The organism is Treponema sp. C6A8 (assembly GCF_000619925.1).
In the GTDB taxonomy this organism is placed as follows: Bacteria; Spirochaetota; Spirochaetia; order Treponematales; family Treponemataceae; genus Treponema_D.
In genome coordinates this window covers 1-15,499 of the sequence record NZ_JHVB01000009.1, presented here as the reverse complement: position 1 = coordinate 15,499, position 15,499 = coordinate 1, and the positions used below count along the sequence as shown (strand labels likewise).

Annotated in this window: 11 protein-coding genes and 1 tRNA gene; 4 read left to right on the top strand and 8 right to left on the bottom strand. The window is 39.5% G+C overall.

The features are described from left to right. Positions 1–64 precede the first annotated feature (64 nt). Positions 65–1,150 (top strand): hypothetical protein, encoded by a 1,086-nt coding sequence (locus tag T530_RS0108580; protein ID WP_027728655.1) that lies wholly within the window; start codon positions 65–67, stop codon positions 1,148–1,150. Between the two features lie 57 nt (positions 1,151–1,207). On the opposite strand, the gene T530_RS0108575 is transcribed toward T530_RS0108580, so the two are convergent. The 6 genes from T530_RS0108575 to T530_RS0108545 all read right to left on the bottom strand — a co-directional run bounded on the left by T530_RS0108575 (position 1,208) and on the right by T530_RS0108545 (position 7,052). Continuing rightward, positions 1,208–2,362, bottom strand: coding sequence for a GGDEF domain-containing protein (locus T530_RS0108575; RefSeq protein ID WP_027728654.1), 1,155 nt, complete (start codon positions 2,360–2,362; stop codon positions 1,208–1,210). Positions 2,363–2,392: 30 nt separating this feature from the next. Next, positions 2,393–3,490, bottom strand: a complete 1,098-nt coding sequence (locus T530_RS14800; protein WP_051537905.1) for a hypothetical protein — start codon at positions 3,488–3,490, stop codon at positions 2,393–2,395. A 592-nt stretch (positions 3,491–4,082) separates the two neighbouring features. Continuing rightward, positions 4,083–4,156: transfer RNA gene (locus tag T530_RS0108560), tRNA-Ala, on the bottom strand. 68 nt (positions 4,157–4,224) lie between these two features. Then, on the bottom strand, positions 4,225–5,010 hold the full coding sequence (locus T530_RS0108555) for an ABC transporter ATP-binding protein (RefSeq protein ID WP_027728653.1): 786 nt from the start codon (positions 5,008–5,010) through the stop codon (positions 4,225–4,227). After that, positions 5,010–6,008 carry an ABC transporter permease gene (locus T530_RS0108550; protein WP_027728652.1) on the bottom strand — a complete coding sequence of 333 codons (999 nt, stop codon included), beginning with the start codon at positions 6,006–6,008 and terminating at the stop codon, positions 5,010–5,012. The genes T530_RS0108555 and T530_RS0108550 overlap by 1 nt, the downstream gene beginning before the upstream one ends. Positions 6,009–6,104: 96 nt before the next feature. Beyond that, complete coding sequence (locus T530_RS0108545) at positions 6,105–7,052, bottom strand: ABC transporter substrate-binding protein (protein WP_027728651.1); 948 nt, start codon at positions 7,050–7,052, stop codon at positions 6,105–6,107. A 158-nt stretch (positions 7,053–7,210) separates the two neighbouring features. Between T530_RS0108545 and guaA the strand changes: the two genes are divergently transcribed. Beyond that, a complete protein-coding gene (gene guaA / locus T530_RS0108540) occupies positions 7,211–9,088 on the top strand; it encodes a glutamine-hydrolyzing GMP synthase (protein ID WP_027728650.1) in 1,878 nt (625 codons plus the stop codon). 157 nt (positions 9,089–9,245) lie between these two features. On the opposite strand, the gene T530_RS0108535 is transcribed toward guaA, so the two are convergent. Next, positions 9,246–10,997 (bottom strand): hypothetical protein, encoded by a 1,752-nt coding sequence (locus T530_RS0108535; RefSeq protein ID WP_027728649.1) that lies wholly within the window; start codon positions 10,995–10,997, stop codon positions 9,246–9,248. Positions 10,998–11,168: 171 nt separating this feature from the next. Here T530_RS0108535 and T530_RS0108530 point away from each other — a divergent pair, with 171 nt between their 5' ends. Beyond that, the gene (locus T530_RS0108530) at positions 11,169–12,398 is read left to right on the top strand and encodes a hypothetical protein (RefSeq protein WP_027728648.1); all 1,230 of its coding nucleotides are present in this window, start codon (positions 11,169–11,171) and stop codon (positions 12,396–12,398) included. Positions 12,399–12,597: 199 nt separating this feature from the next. On the opposite strand, the gene T530_RS13960 is transcribed toward T530_RS0108530, so the two are convergent. Further along, the gene (locus tag T530_RS13960) at positions 12,598–13,380 is read right to left on the bottom strand and encodes an Rpn family recombination-promoting nuclease/putative transposase (RefSeq protein WP_051537904.1); all 783 of its coding nucleotides are present in this window, start codon (positions 13,378–13,380) and stop codon (positions 12,598–12,600) included. A 236-nt stretch (positions 13,381–13,616) separates the two neighbouring features. On the opposite strand from T530_RS13960, the gene T530_RS0108520 reads away from it, so the two are divergent. After that, positions 13,617–15,071, top strand: coding sequence for a hypothetical protein (locus T530_RS0108520; protein ID WP_027728647.1), 1,455 nt, complete (start codon positions 13,617–13,619; stop codon positions 15,069–15,071). Positions 15,072–15,499: the final 428 nt, after the last annotated feature.

Genomic DNA, 15,499 nt, shown 5'->3' with positions numbered 1-15,499 from the left:
GTATGATAAAATATTGTTATATTTCACTCTAGCGGGCATAGAACCTGCTCAAACAGGAGATAATATGAAAAAACTAACAAAATTAATTTCATCGGTCGTAATATTTGCAGTAATGACCTTCTCTGTTACAGCTCAAAGTGTAAGTGTTACAAACAGCTTTGGAGGAAATACGGACAGTTTGAGTGGTGATGATTTCCTTATTTTTGACAGATCGGGAGATAAAGAAGATACCCATATATCAGACAGACTGCAGCTTGATGTTACTTCGAAATATATTGATTCTCGAGTGAGACTTGATTTTAACGGAAGCGGAAATAAGGATGGAAAAAATAGCGCAATTCAAACACGTGGATATGTTGATTTTCGTCCTGTTCAGCCTCTGAACTTTATGCTTGGAAATGCCTTTTTTACAAAATGGGCAATGAAACACGGATATTTGCAGGCTTTAGATGATAATCATGTAAGTTCAAAACTTTGCGGCAATAACGGAGCAGCTGTCCTTTTTAATATGGCTGGATTTCAGCTTTCTGCAGGAACGGGGTATGAATCATATTTAGATTTAAATCTTGGTGCTTCATATACACTTCCGAATGTCTTTGCTATTGGAGTAACTTCACAAGATACTACTAACAATAATCGTTCTATCAGTGCTTATGTAGGACTTCTTGCGGTTGAAAATCTTACTCTAAATGCTGGTTACTCATATAATTTCATGGCTTATGATTATCTTCCTAACTGTGAGCATGTTGCAATTTTATCAGTGGGCTATAAATTTGCTGATTTTGGTCTTTTTATTGCTGCTGATGCTTTATATGATATTACAGGTAAGTCTTACAATTCTACAACAGAAGAATTTGTTGAGCAGAAAGATGTTGATGGAGATAAATACAATTCATATTGTGCGGTTCTTTTTGCCGGATATGATGTAAATGATAAGCTCACAATTTCGTGTAGAGGAATTGCTTATAACGCTGACAAAACTCGTAAAACGATAAAAAATAGTCACTCATTTATTATTTATCCGAACTTTGATTTCAAGACAGAAGTTGGAACATTTACAGCTGGTGCTCGCTTCTATCTTAGCAAGAATGGAGGTTACAAAGGCTTTACTATTCCGTTTGTATGGAAGTATAAACTGAAGGTTCTTTAATTAAGGTTTGAAGGATTGATTAAGGGCATTGCTGGATTATTCTGGCAATGCCTTTTTTTATGAGTGCTTTACTGCTAAGTCGCGGGCTTTCTTTGCTTCGTAGAGCTTTTCATCGGCAGCGGCAATAAAACTCTGCATGGTGTGCATTTCCTTTTTGTAGTAGGCATAGCCAAAACTTAAAGAAAGGTCGTAAGGGATTTTTTCTTCCTTACAGATTTTAGCAAGCTCATTGCGGATTTTTTCGCAGATTAAATCAGCATCAAAGTCACTCTGAAGATCTGCAATAATGATAAATTCATCACCGCCATAACGACCAATAAAATTGTTGCTGTCTTTGTTTGCCTTTTTGAGGGCATTCGAACAGTGGATAAGGGCGTTATCACCTTCAACGTGACCGTAAGTATCATTAATCTTCTTAAACTTGTTTACATCAAGCATAAAAACGTAAAGCTTGCCTTCCAGAGGATTTGATTTAAGGCGGGCTCCAAGGTAGCGCAAAAGCTGGGTGCGGTTATTCAGGCCGGAAAGTGTATCAACCGAAATCAAAAGGTTTTGCAAATCGATGTAAATATAAAGGAAAGAAAGCGTGATTCCAGAGCTTACAGTCGGAATATTGGGCAATAAAATCTGAATAATGCCGATTCCAAAAGGGAAGAAGAGGAACATTGCAAGAATTCGATATTCGATTGCCTTAAGATAGATTTTACACTTTACCGAACGGATTACAGCGTGGATTGTCGTAAAAATTGTGTAGATGTGGCAGAAGGCTGTATGAAGGATGATGAAATTTCCGCGTCTGTAAATATTATTTTCATCAATATAAAAGAAGAAACCGTTGAAATATGAAAGAATTACCCCGATTACGATGATGATAACTGGAATTGTGATAATTTTGCGAACAAGTTTGTTGTTCATAAAAGAGGCGCCAAGAGCGTATTCAACGTAGCAGAACCAGCAGTAGCTCAAAATGATTGTAGAAATCAGGTAAGTGGAATTTGTAAGGAAGTTGGCAATCCTTGGTTCGTTGATGAATTTTCCTTCGATTAAGCCCCAGTTTATATCAGCAGAAAAGGAAATCATTGCGATTACAAGCGCATTAATAAAATATCGCTGGCGAATCTGGCGGTCATAATTTTTGCAGACACTGTATAAAATAATTCCCAGAGTAACAAGATTTAAACTGTTAATTTGAATAATCCACGCGTAATCCACAGTAAGTTAATTATAACATTAATTATGGAATTATCTAAAAATATTTTTATTTTTTTTACTGATTAATGCGTAGATGATGAAACTGATTGACGCGCTGAATAATTTATCAGAAATGTTTGTGAAAAGTCCGCTTAAATATGTTGCAATTGTAAGATTGTTGAAAACTACGTAAAGTCCTAAAACCGAACCGTCCAGAATTGGAGAGGCTGTTGATGTGTCAAACATGTGATTTGCCATGATATCACCTAAAAGGCCGTTGGTGATTGCGCTCCAGACTCCGGCCCACAAAAAAACATCAAAAGTGAGTCTTGCGTTTTGAGTTCTGTTTCTGCGATGGCGGAAGGTCAGTCCTGCAAGCACTGCAGTAAGGATGTGGCATAGGACAAATGGAATTAAGACTGAATTTGAAAGGAAAAGAATTACGTTTGAAATGATTGCGCAGATTATTCCGAAAGATATTCCGCAGAGGGCTGAAACAGCCATTGTCATTGTTGAGTCTAGATAAAGCGGCACAGAAACATTTCTTGGGATAAAGGATGTCAGATAATTAAAGCCTATGGCGAATGCTGTAAAAAGCGCGTAAGCAACAATCTGCTTTGATGAGAGGGATTTTTTTGAATAATCCTGATAAGGCTCCTGGTTTGGAAGAGTCTTTGCTTCTGAACGTTTTGAAATAAGTACAATTGTTGCCAGGAATAAAAGAAAAACAGAGCAGAAAAGCATGCTGTCAAAGCCGAAAAGGATTGCTCTTTGGGTATTTTTTATATCAGCATGAAAGGCTACGACAAGATTTGTAAAATATTTTGCATTCTGATGGTTTGTGTTCCATGAAACTGCGTCGTATTTGAAAAGCTCAAGTATTCTTATTAATTTGTGTTTTGATTCTGTTGAAAAATAGATATAAGGAAGGCATTCATCCATAATCTTGGAGTAAAGTTCGTCTTTGTAGGCTGATGATTTACTTGGATCGTTATATAAAATCTGAAGTTCCCTGATATCGTTATCAATTTTTGTAAAGCTTTCCAATGTGTTGTGTTTGAAAATCTCTGTAGTAAGGCAGGTTATAAAAGAAAAGAAGATGAGGATGTATTCTAATTTGAAAAGTCGCTTTACAGGAAACTTTGGCATTTAGAAAAGTATAGCATAGTATGAGGCGCTTTGAATAGAATTCTTTGTTATGGTATGTAGGGGGAAAAGGATTGTTTATAAGGGGATTTGGCGTTACGGTCGCAAACATCGTGTTTGCTTCCTCCACGCCGTCTGCGTTCGCTTCCGCGTCCATCCATGGCAGCTTTTCGCCTGTCGGCGCGCTCACTCCGCTTCAAATCCAGCATAAAATAGAAAATCCGTTAAAAAACAGGCTGCGGCAGCGGGCTGTTTTAGGATTTACGATAAAAACGCTCGGAGCAAGCTATGCTTGCGATTTGTCCCTTATGTAAGTGGATTTTAAAATTAAAAAAGCACCCGCAGTCATTTGCAGGTGCTTCTTAAAATATTTAGTTGGAGAATAGGGGATTTGGCGTTATAGTCGCAGCCCTCCCGGCTGCTCCTTCCACGCCGTCTCCATTCGCTTCCGGCGCCATCCATGGCGCCTCTTCCTCGCACCTGCTCGGCGCTCATTCCGCTTCAAATCCCCTATTCTCCAGCCTGGTTCATGTAAGTGGATTTAAAAACTAAAAGGGACACTTGCTTAATTCAAGTGTCCCTTTAAAAATCTATCTGGAGAATAGGGGATTTGAACCCCTGACATTCGGCTTGCAAAGCCGACGCTCTAGCCAACTGAGCTAATTCCCCGAAGGTGAAATTAATATATAAAATCTTGGGGAATTAATCAAGAGGTCTGGAGCGGATTTTTGAAAAAATTAGCCTAAAACTAATTTGTCGCTTACCTGGCCGCTGGTGTTGAACTTGGCAAGCAAATCCTCAACTGTCAGCTTTTTCTTTTCTTCACCGCGGACGTCGAATACAATCTGACCTTCCATCATCATGATAAGGCGGTTTCCGTAGCGGAGGGCGTCTTTCATGTTGTGGGTTACCATGAAGGTTGTAAGGTGATCTTTCTGAACGAACTCTTCTGTAAGCTCAAGAACCTTTTTTGCAGTTTTAGGGTCAAGGGCAGCAGTGTGCTCGTCCAGAAGAAGAACCTTTGGCTTCTGCAAAGTAGACATCAAGAGTGTAAGGGCCTGGCGCTGACCGCCCGAAAGAAGTCCTACTTTTGCTGTAAGGCGGTTTTCAAGACCAAGGTCGAGCAAAGCGAGCTTTTCGCGGTAGAGCTCTTTTTCTGAGTTCTGAATGTGCCATGCAAGACCGCGTTTTTTACCACGGCGCATTGCCATTGCCAGGTTTTCTTGAATTTCCATGTTAGCTGCAGTTCCCAGCATAGGGTCCTGGAAAACGCGGCCAAGATATTTTGCGCGGAAGTATTCAGGCTTTCCTGTCAAATCCATTCCGTCAAGGAAGATAGAACCAGTGTCTGTGTAGTGAACGCCTGCAATCAGATTTAAAAGAGTAGATTTTCCGGCTCCGTTTCCTCCGATTACGGTTACAAAATCACCGTCTTCAAGTTCAAGGTTGATACCGCGGAGAGCCTTTTTTTCTGTAACAGTTCCCGGATTAAAAGTTTTTGAAACATTAAAAAGCTTAAGCATTATTTTACCTCCGGAATAAGTTTAGAAGTATCATCTTCTGCACGTCTTAAATCTTCGTCTTTGTGGCGGGTATTTGCTTCATCTTCAAGATTCATGCCCGGAAGAGAACGGCGGCGACGGTCAATTTTTGTCTTTATAACTGGAACGGAAAGTGCAATTGCAACAATCAGGGCTGTCAAAAGCTTAAGGTCTGTTGATTTCAAACCAAGTTGAAGAACAACAGCAATTACAATTCTGTAAATAACAGAACCGAATACAACAGAAAGGAGAGTGTACCAGAAACCGAAGTGAGCTCCGAAAATCACCTCACCGATGATGATGCTGGCAAGACCAACTACGATTGTACCGGTTCCCATTCCAACGTCAGCATAGCCCTGGCTCTGAGCAACAAGGGCTCCGCTCATTGCAACCATACCGTTAGAAATCATCAGGCCTGCGATTTTTGTATTGTTTGTGTTTACACCCATTGCGCGAACCATGTGCTCGTTAGAACCAGTTGCGCGGATTGCACTTCCGTATTCAGTTCCAAAGAACCAGTACATGAGCGCGATGATAGCGGCAATTACGACAATACCGATAATCAAAGAAGAACGGGTATTGTTCAAGGCGCCGCCAGTCAAATCACGAAGGCCTGACATCATAGTAGGGCTTCCCAAAAGCGGAGTATTGGCCTTTCCCATAATGCGTATATTAATAGAATAAAGGGCAATCTGAGTAAGAATACTTGCAAGAAGAATGTTGATTTTAAGCTTTGTATTCATAAAACCTGTTGCAAGACCGCAGATACATCCAACAATAAAAACAAAAAGCAAAGTCAGAACAGGATTCATTCCCTTGATGATAAGAACTGCTGTAACCGCACCGCCCGCCGCAAAACTTCCGTCAACGGTCATGTCGGCAACATTCAAAATTCTGAAGGTAAGGTAAACACCCAAAGTCATCAGTCCCCACAAAATACCCTGGGAAACTGCGCCTTCCATAGCAAACAATATTGGCATAGATTTTTCCTTTTACTTTTAAAATGAATAAGGCGGAAGCCTGCTGTTATTATAAAGCAGAACATCCGCCCGACATTATAGAATAAAATCTAAAAATTATAAATCAGCTGGAACTGTAATTCCAAGTTTTTTTGCAGTTGCTTCATTTACAGAAAGGTCGCACTTGTCCAGATACTGGATTGGCATGTCAGCAGGCTTCTTTCCGTCGCGGAGAACTTCAACTGCCATTTTTGCAGTCTGTTTTCCAAGCTCATAGTAGTTGATACCGTAAGTTGCAAGAGCACCGTTTTTTACCATACCTTCTTCACCAACGATTGTAGGAACCTTGTTATCAGTTGCAATCTGGCTTACAAGTGTCATACCGGCTGCCATCATGTTGTCAGTTGGACAGTAAATTGCGTCAACTTTTCCGCAGAGGTTCTGTGTTACCTGCTGGATTTCGTTTGAGTTAGAAACTGTAGCTTCTACAAAATCAAGACCGTTTTTCTTGCAGGCATCTTCTGCCAGTTTTGCCTGAAAGTAAGAGTTCTGTTCGTTAGAGCAGAAGAGAATTCCAACTTTTTTTGCAGATGGAACAAGCTTTTTAAGAAGGGTAATCTGAGCAGCGCATGGAGTAAGGTCAGAAGTTCCGGAAACGTTTGTTCCAGGAGCCTTGTTTGATTTTACGAGTTTAGCAGATTCAGGGTCTGTAACTGAAGAAACAAGGATAGGGATAGAAGATGTAAGGTTTGCAACAGCCTGTGCAGCTGGAGTTGCGATTGCAAAAATCAAGTCGCTGCGGTTGTTGATGAGTTTTTCTGCGATTGTAACGCAGTTTGCCTGTTCACCCTGAGCATTCTGATAGTCGATTTTAATGTTCTGGCCGTCAACATATCCTGCTTCTGCAAGACCGTCTACGAATCCTTTGTAGTTTGCGTCCAAAGCTGAGTGTTCTACCAGCTGAATTACGCCGATTTTAATTAACTTTTCTTTTTTAGCTTTTGCTGCGCTCAATGAAGAAAGGCAAAGTGCTGCTGCAAGAGCTGTCAAAACGATTTTTTTCATTCTTTTCCTCCAAATGAAATTTTACTTAAACTATACAGTATTACTAAAGTTACGACAATGTATTCTCATATTTTGCAGCCTGAAAATCCTGAAAATTTACTTTGTAAAGAATTTTGTTTTTTGCTACAATAGGATAATTTTATTCACAGGGGACATTTATGGCTCGCGAAAAAATCGTTGTTTTAGACTTTGGAAGCCAGTATGCGCACTTGATTGCAAAAAGATTCCGTATGCTGGGCTACTATTCAGAAATCGCACTTCCGTCTGCAAGCCTGGACGTTTTTGAAAACGCAAAGGGCGTGATTATGAGTGGCGGACCTTCTTCTGTTTATGAAGAAAATGTTCCAGAATTTAATGAAGAAATTTTATCACTGGACTTGCCTATTCTTGGCTTGTGCTACGGTCATCAGCTTATGGCAAAATCTTACGGCGGAAAAGTTGGAAAGGCTGATGTAGGCGAGTTTGGTTTTGCCCAGCTTAATCTTAAAGACGGTGTAAAATCACCGCTTTTTGAAGGAATTGAGCCAAGCCAGCAGGTTTGGATGAGCCATCAGGACGGAGTTTTGCAGCCGGGCGAGGGTTTTGAAGTTGTCGGAACAACAAAAGACTGTCCTTACGCAGCCCTTCAGAATCTTAGTAAAAAACGCTTCAGCCTTCAGTGCCACTGCGAAGTAAAAGATACTCCTTGCGGAAATCAGATTTTTGAAAACTTTGCTCACTTCTGCGGCATGGAAAAGAACTGGGATCAGGACACTGTTCTTCAGGTAATTCTTGAAAACATCAAAAAAGATGCTGACGGCCGTAACGTTCTTCTCTTCCTCAGCGGCGGCGTTGACTCAACAATCACATTTGCACTTTTGAATAAAGCCCTCGGTCAGAACAGAGTTCTCGGCCTTCACATTGATAACGGCTTTATGCGCAAAAACGAAAGCCACAAGGTAGCAGAAGCTTACCGCAAGTTCGGATTTACAAACTTCATCGTAGAAGACGCAAGCGAAAGCTTCCTTAATGCAATTTCAGGTCTTACTGATCCTCAGAAAAAACGTATGGCAGTCGGCGAAAACTTCATCACTGTCCGCAACGAAGTTACAGCCCGCCAGAATCTTGATGACAGCTGGCTGCTTGCACAGGGAACTTTGTACCCGGATATCATCGAGTCGGGCGGAACTAAAAACTCTCACACAATCAAAACTCACCATAACCGCGTTGCAGGAATTCAGGAGCTGATTGCAAAAGGCCTGATTATTGAGCCAATCCGCGATTTGTACAAGGACGAAGTCCGCAATATCGGTAAAAAACTCGGTCTTTCTGACGAGCTTGTTATGCGTCATCCTTTCCCGGGACCTGGACTTTCCATCAACGTTTTGTGTAACGACGGAAAATCATGGTCTAAAAAAGATGATGAAGAACTGCTCGCAGCAACCAGGGAACTTGAAAGCGTTACCTTGGACATGTTCTGTCCAAACTGCACAAAAGAGCTTAAGCGAGCAGTTCTTCCAGTGCGCTCTGTTGGTGTTCAGGGCGACTTCCGAACTTACCGCTTCCCGGCTCTTCTTACATTTGCTGATGAAGGCGACGGCTTCTACCACCTGCCGGACAAGCGCGAAAAGGTTGAAGCATGTTCTTCTTCCATTACAAACAGCGCAAAATACATCAACCGCACCTGTATCAAGCTTTTCCAGCGTCCCGGTCTTGCAGACAGCGATCTTAAACTTCAGGAAGGCTACTGCGACCGCCGCCGCCTAGACCAGCTTCGCGAGGTTGATAACATCGTTCTTACAGAACTTCATAATTCAGGCTGGTACAACAAGATTTTCCAGCACTTAACAATCGACCTTCCATACGCAAGCAGCGCCGAGCACGCAACATTCGTTCTGCGTCCGGTAATCAGCGAAGACGTAATGACAGCCCGCTTTGCACTTCTGCCAAAAGAAGTAATGAACGCCATTGTTCATAAGATTGCAGAACTTCCGTTTGTAGATGCCCTCTACTTTGACGCCACAAACAAGCCGCCTGCAACTTTCGGGTGGGAATAAGCGTAAAATCGAAGAACCGTTAAAAAGCGAGCTGCGACAGCGGGTCGCTTTAGGTTCATCGATAGAACCGCTCGCCGGCAAGACTAGCGCAGCCGGCTCCAACACTTCTCCGAACTGCATAAAAAAAAGCGAGCCAAAAGCTCGCTTTTATTATCGGCTAATAACCGTCAGACATCTCGCGGTTCAGGTCTTTCTTGCACAATTCATCATAAACAAGACTTCGTTTACGCAAATCTTCCTTAAGCTCTTTCGGGAAAGGCATGTTTCGCCAGAAAATACCGCGAACGTCCTTATCAAGACGCTGAACACCAGTACTTTCCTTTGTCATCCATAGGATATAATCTTCAATAAAGAATTCCTTCAAATCACCCTTAAGCTTAAGCTGCTCAACGTGCTGGTAATACTGACCGGTAAGACCTTCCTCCATCCAGTAGTAAGAAGCCTTTTCCTTTGCAACCTGCCAGCGCAAATCTGCAACTGCTGTAAGAACTGCAATCTTCAAATCACGAGGGTACATAGGAACAACGATACGGCCTCGGCTTGTTACGCGGTTGTAGCGGTCAAAAGGTTCCCAGCAGAAGCCGCGGTCACCGTAAGTTGGCGCAAGAAGAACATAAGGCACAATGCGGTTACCAACATTCTTATGCATACGAACGAAAACACCCGGATCAAGCGATTCAATCCAGCGCAAAACTTCAATTACGTTTTCGCGCATACCGGTTCCGTTTTCTGTACAATGGAAGAATTCGCGGGTAAAGAGAGGGAACTGATTACCGCGGCGACCTACAGTCATCTTTGCCATCTGGCGGTAAGTTTCAAATTCAAGCTTAACTGCTTCTGTATCGTTAGATTCTTCGTCTTCACCCCCCGCAGCCTGAACTTTACTTGCAACGCTTTCGTAAGTGCCCTTTGCTTCTTTATATTCTGCAAATGCCTTAGAAAATTCCTTATCATTGCGGGAAAGACGGCGCATCAAATCAGCAATTACAGGGAAGAGTTTTCTCTGCTCTTCATTCAGTTCTGCAGTATGAGGCTCCATTCCGTAAAGGGCGGCATGAGTACAAATCTGCTGGATATCGCGGATAAGCTCATTTTCGATAGCCTTACGCTCATTTTCCTTGATGTTAAGAATATTTTCAGCGCTCTGAAGGCGGCCGGAGTTCTTTGACTTCAACTGCTGCAATCGGGCCTTCTCTTCCTTGCTTGCAGCCTCAGAATTTTCAGGCGCGCGAGGCTTTTTAGCTTCATCAGTTGCCGAATTTGACATACGGCCGGCAGCGATTTCCTTAAACCATTCATCAACGTATAAAACAGGCTCGCCAGTTACGTTTTCCAGAATCATCTTAGAAAAGAATTCTTTATTTTCCGGCTTAAAGAGGGAAGGCAGAATGATTCCGTAGCGGACAAGCATTCGTTTAGGAAGCGGAGTCGACATGCTGGACATTTTTCCAACCATACCGCGCAAAAGTTCCCAGTATGCTGTAATAATCTGCTGACGGAAAACCGAACGGTCTTTAGGATCAGTTGTAGTCAAATACTTAGTTAAAAGCTGATGAACACGCTGAGCCATATTATTTTCGCCTGTCAGACAGGTTTTGTAATATTTAGGATCGTCGTATACGTCGGAAGGAGTATCATTTACAAGCTTTTCCAGCTTATTGAATTCAGTTTTACTAAGGTCAACATCATGAATGGTACGAGGCCCGCTGGAAGCTGAAGCCGGTCTTGCCTGTCCGGAACTTGCTCCAAACATATTACCAAAATCACTACCAAAACTGCTGCCAGCACCAACGTCATCGTCAAGAGTCTCTACATCTTCAATCAGGTCTTCAACAGGCTCCGCATCAGAAGCCGCGCCACCGCTACTTCCCAGCAAAGCAGAAATCTCAGGATCTAATTCGTCACTCATTCAGTTCTCCAAACGTGTAATAGTAAAATTATAGTTCAGAAAGCCTTGGTTTTCAACTTATTTTGCGATTTAAGGGCCGGCAGTTTTATTTGCAATCCCTAAAAATACGGGTTAATATATTTTATATAACAGATATTTTTATTTAAGTCTTTAAGAAGAGGAAGTTCTATAATGAAGAATGATTTTATTTTTCAGACAAAATTTTCAGATAATGCAGAGAAGGTAATAAAACAATATTATCAGCTTCCTTCTGATGATAAAATCCTTTTAGCAATATGGGCAGGAAGAGCATGTTCTGTTCCGGTACGGGAGAGAGGATTTCTGTTTACAAAACAAGGTTTTGCATGGAATTTTTCAACTATTGAAGTGAGCGGAAATGATGGTGAAAATATTGAGCGTTCTCAATGTAACTGTAATTTTTTAAGTAAGGCAAATACAGATTTTAAGCTTGCATTTGCCAAAACAGATGGAATTGCAAATGAATTACATCTGAAAACCGGACTTACAGAATACATTTTTCTTTTTCCAACAGATTTCCCAAAAGAAGAGATTGCTGAACTCGAAAAAATTGTCCGGGATTATTTTACAGGATATTTTAATGAGCAGAATTTTGTCACAAGAGCAAACGAACATAAATTAATATTGAAACTTCTGAATATTCCAGATTTTTTTTCAATCCTTACAGATAATTTTGAAATCAGTTTAAAAAACTTTTCCAACAAAATTACAAAATTTTTTACATCATCAAAGAAAGGAAATAAATCTGAAAAAGCAGAATATGAAAAAAAATCTGAAACATCAAATCTTAAAGAAAAGAAAAAAAATATTCTCCTAAGTTTTATCTGTAATGCAATAGATTTATGTGCAGATTTATCTCTTTTAACTGCTATTGTTATTTTATTAAAAATTAGTATTCCTGCTTTTAATCAAGAATTAAATAAAAATTTAAACTCTATATATGCGTTAATAGAAGCGATTTTTAAACTTTCATTTTTTGATTATTTTTTTGCATTCTTTATGCTTAAGCTATGCATTATTTTTTCAAAAAAAGATGTTCAAAAATCAGTTTCATTATTACTTCTAATAATTACCTCAATTGTGATTCCTCTGATTGAATTCTCAAAAACACTTTCCAGCCAAACCTATAAAATTATATTTATAGGTTCCTTACTGATTATAGCCTTATTACTTCTGCTCACACTTCAATTTTCTTTAGGCTTCAAGAGAAAAACAATAAAAAAGAAATGCCTTATATTCTTTTTGGGAACGATATTTATTATTCCTTTTGTTTTGAATTCTCAAGTCAGAAATAATTTTGGTGAAATTTTTAATTCCTTATGGAAATGGATAAACTCAATCTTTACTTTCTGGCAGAATAACTTACCTAATCTTCCTGTTTAATCTTCATAATTTCGTAGAAATTGTAACAGAGGGCACGGGTATGACTAAGATAATTTGTTGCTGTATTTATGCTCTCTTATTGCCGTGTGTGAAGAGATTTGTTCCTGTATGCACAGTCATTTATTGCTGTATTTAAAGAGACTTGTTCCTGTACGCGAGGTCACATACAGGAACAAGTCAATTCATTTACGGGAACAAATTAAGCTTTCTGCTTTTCTTTTTCAAGAGCCTTAAGAACTTCTTTTTCTGTTATATCTAAATCTTTAGCAGCTTCAAGAGGACTTGCTCCATATTTTTTTACAATTATGACAGCGTCTTGAATTTTTTGCCATCTGCGTTCATCCTGTAACGCCAATGATTCAAACATGTACTGCTCCTTGAATTCTTCATTCTGCTTTATACGTTTTACCATATCATCAATCTTTCTGGTAAACTCATCAGAAGCATCATCTGTTTTAATATAATTCAGAAAATTGCGGATTTCAACATCTTTTTCCTTTTCAGCCGCATCAGCATTAAAGAAATATTTGTGAGTTCCATCCTCCAAAAGGATATTTTTATTTTGCTGGCATGTTTCAAGAAAAGTGTATACTGGAAAACCAACACCAACAGGGTCATTTTTACATATAAATAGAATAAAACTGTCATACAGTTCAGAATATCGCTGTCCTTTTACCAAGGCATTTGCATCCAGCATGGATTGATAATATCGCAACCTTCTGGGAAGATCTTCGTAATCTCTGGATTGCATCTCAATATCATAAACTTTATCACTATCCTTTACATAGACATCAAGCCTTACACTTTTTGAACTGTAATATGGTTTTATCTCCTTTTCTAATTGAACCCGTTCAATGTGATCAATTTTAATTTTCAAAAGCCGTTCCAAAAGTCCGATGCAAGTACTGTCATCCTGCATAACCTGATTAAACATGAAGTTATCCGAAAATTTTAATTCTTCAACTGGTTTAATATTTCCCATAAAAATCTCCTTTCTATAGTTAATATATCCGCAGACTTTGAAATTTCGGAAATGAAGAGGATAAAAAATCGAAAAAAAATATAACAATTTATTAAAATATTTCTTGACAGAATGAAATTTGGGAAAGATAATTCTCTATAGAAACGACATCTCAATCAAAAAAGTGAGCGAAGGCTGCGTTGCAGCTTTTTAGGGCCAAGCCCGTTTACTGTGGTTAAAACCATCGGAGGTGTCTTATGAAAAACAAAACCTGCCTTTTAACAATCCTTTTAATTTCTTCCTTTTTATTCTCTTTTGCCGGCTGTGCTAACATGAGTGATGATGCGGGCGGAGGAAGCAAGACTGATGTTTTTGCGAGTCCAAGAGCTGTAATTAATGCTCTGGATACAAATGTAAAAATCTCTAGTAATCAAAGTGCAAGAACCGCCGTACCTGTCAATTATACTCTTACAATAGATACGAATAATACAGTTACAGTTGATTCCAGTGCTCTTACTCCTGTACCTACTAGTACTGATGGTAATTATGATGGCTTTACAGGTGCAGGCTTCTATAGAGAGCAAGAATATACTTACAAAATCCTTTCTGGTGAGGTAAGTACAACACAGTGTATTCTTAAGATGACTAAGGGTGAAATAGCTGATGCAATTGGAAATTTAAGATTTGGGCAACTTTTTACTGATGAAGTTATTGGTACTTATCAGATAGAAAACAATGTAGGTATGAAAATTTTACTTAAAGCATTTCAAGTTGATTACGATTCAAGTGAAAACATAGCCTATATTTTCTCTAGAGTTGAAGTTTATGCTATGCAAATCGATGCTAATCATTTCCAAGGTGTATATGATTCTGTTTTGAAATGTACAAAAAATTCTATTGATACTTTAGATACAGTGCTTTATATGACAAACAAAAATACTGATGAAGGCCATAAAAGAGGTAATAATGAACATTCTTATGTAAGATTTGACTGCTCTTCTTCTGGAAAAACAAAAAAAGAACTGAGTGTTAGAAATCCACTTCAAGACTCTAATATGGATATTATTAAATGGTGGGATATGAAAATAACATCCAGTGGAATAAAAGGTTATGCGTATGAAAATAAACCAAACGAGGATAAAATTGAAAAAAAATCAATTTATATAAATTCAAATGACTATAGCTCTGTTTATAGTGAATACGAAAATACTTCGGAGGATAATGATAATAATAAGAGATTAATGTTTTTTGATTCAGAAGGGTATTTTGTAAAATGGAAGGCAATAGAAAACGGCTGGACGGAATTACATCAAGATAATTTTAAGTATTCATTAAAATTCTTAAGAAACTTAAATGGATGGAAAGTTGAAAAAATTAATAATCCATGTGGTTCAAATTATGTGCTTACTAAAGATGGTACTGAAACAAAATATGAATTGCGGCAGGGGAGTGGAAGAGCATATGATATGATGAATAATTATACTAATTATTATTATTTTGATTTGGAAGATTTAAATGGAGCTCTTACAGCATTTCCTTGCACATTATCAGATAGTTATTGGTTAAGCGGGGTAGATACTTATCATGAAAGTTTCCCTTCTTCTCCAGATAGTCATATTACGGCAGAAGGAACATTTGGGGCAACATCACTTAAATCAAAGTTATCAACTTGGTTGACAGATGAGCGTATTCCACTGCCAAGTGCTAATTAAGTTCCCCGGCCGGCGCGAAGCGCCGGCCGCTCGCTTTAACTTGGGAAGACTTATTAGGGGCATTGACGATGAAAAGATATAGAATAACTTTGTAGTGAGCCTGATAAAAAAAAGCGCAAGGGAGCGGGACGCGGGGCAAAAACATTCTGGTTGTGGTGGGTCTGACGAAGTCAGGCCCGTTATATGGTTTCTTTGCCACAACCAGCATGTAGCGCTATATAGCGCGGTTTTGACCTGCGACCCGCGACCGGAAGCTTTTTTTTTAGTTTCACATCCATTATTCAAGTAACTGTAAAACTGCACTGCGCCGAGAAATGAGCAGCGCGGAGCGGTCGGGAGCGCAGCGGACGACTGACCGTTAGGGAACTGCGAATTTGAACTGAACCCCAAAAGTTGGACACTTTTGGAGGAAAAATGCAAAGAAAATT